General features: G+C 34.6%; 1 protein-coding gene. It reads right to left on the bottom strand.

Going from position 1 to position 1,371, the window contains the following annotated elements:
- Positions 1-253 precede the first annotated feature (253 nt).
- Entirely contained in the window at positions 254-1,189 is a 936-nt protein-coding gene (locus KM885_RS17730; RefSeq protein WP_052771767.1) for an IS3 family transposase, read from the bottom strand.
- Positions 1,190-1,371 lie beyond the last annotated feature (182 nt).

Here is a 1,371-nt window from a genome sequence, read left to right as displayed (position 1 = left end):
CGGCTAGGCCCCCTTATTCCGGACACTAACTGGATATTTCTTTGTTTTTCTTAGAATTCCTAAAGTATATTGGAAATTCCTTTACTCTACGCATATTAGATGGATTTCACTTGACTTGGAGCCTCTGGTGGGTATGATTCGTTTTCGAAGGTCGAAAGGGTATAAACATTTCGATTCCCAAACAGGCTATCACACCCACCTTCTCCAAGTAAAGTTCAATCCGTTTTACCCTTAAATTCTGGACCCGCCTTTCTTAAAGACTTATTTCCATATTCGGAATTTTGGCTTCTGACGCAAGTTGGTTGAATTTCTCTGGTGTTTGATTATTCAAGCTTCCATGCGGTCGCTTGTTATTATAAAAATGAATATAATCATCAATGTAATAATATGCTTCTTCATAAAAGTGAAAGGTATGCCTATTAAAACATTCTCTTTGTAATTGACTATGAAAGGATTCAATATAGGCATTCATATTGGGCGTTTTATTAGGTATTCGTTCATGATGAATTTTTTGATACTGACAAAAGTCTCCAAACTTTTCACTCACAAACTGTGGACCATTATCGGTTCGAATGATAAGTTTATCATCAAATTCACCATCTTTAAAATGGACCTTTCTTTTAATTAAAGCTTTATTAATCATGGATGTGATATGTTTTGTTCGACAGGTAGTTCCTCTATAAAATCCAACTATTTTTCGATCAAAAACATCAATGGCACAACACACAAAAACAAAATAAGATGTATTGACAATATTTCCATACTTAATATCTACTTGCCATAGTTGATTTGGCCCTGTTACTATGCGATTTCTAGCCAGCCTTCTAGGATGTTTAGGCTGCTTCGTAATTCTTTCTTTTAAAATATCTAATTCTTTACACAAACGATAAACTTTTTTTGGATTGATGACTAAATTCTTTTCATCCCTAAGTAATGCAGTCCACTTTCTATATCCTAATGCACCCATATTGTCATCAAAGAAAAACTCCATCAAATATTCTTCTATTTGTTCATCTGGAATCTTGTTTCCATCTTTATGCATGGAATATCCTTGAATCGGTCTACCCCTTTTAACTATTTCTCGTACCTTATTTTCTTTTTTCCTTGCATAATAGGTAGACCGGTTAATTTCTAATATATCCAGAATTCGTTTGGTGAAGAACCCTCTAGAAATCCATTTATCTGCCACCTGAATGAAATCATCTAAGGTTCGTTTTTTTTTAATGCATCTTTTAATACGGCAACTTCTAATTCCTTTTCACCCAATAATTTCATAGCTAACTCGTATTTCTTTTTATATTCCTTTTCAGTTGGTTCCGGAGAAGTAAGGCCCACTCCTTCTTCCTCCATCTGATCTCGGATCTCCGTCTC

Source organism: Oceanobacillus caeni (assembly GCF_019037185.1).
GTDB lineage: Bacteria > Bacillota > Bacilli > Bacillales > Amphibacillaceae > Oceanobacillus > Oceanobacillus caeni.
This window is presented reverse-complemented; position numbering and strand designations above follow the sequence as displayed.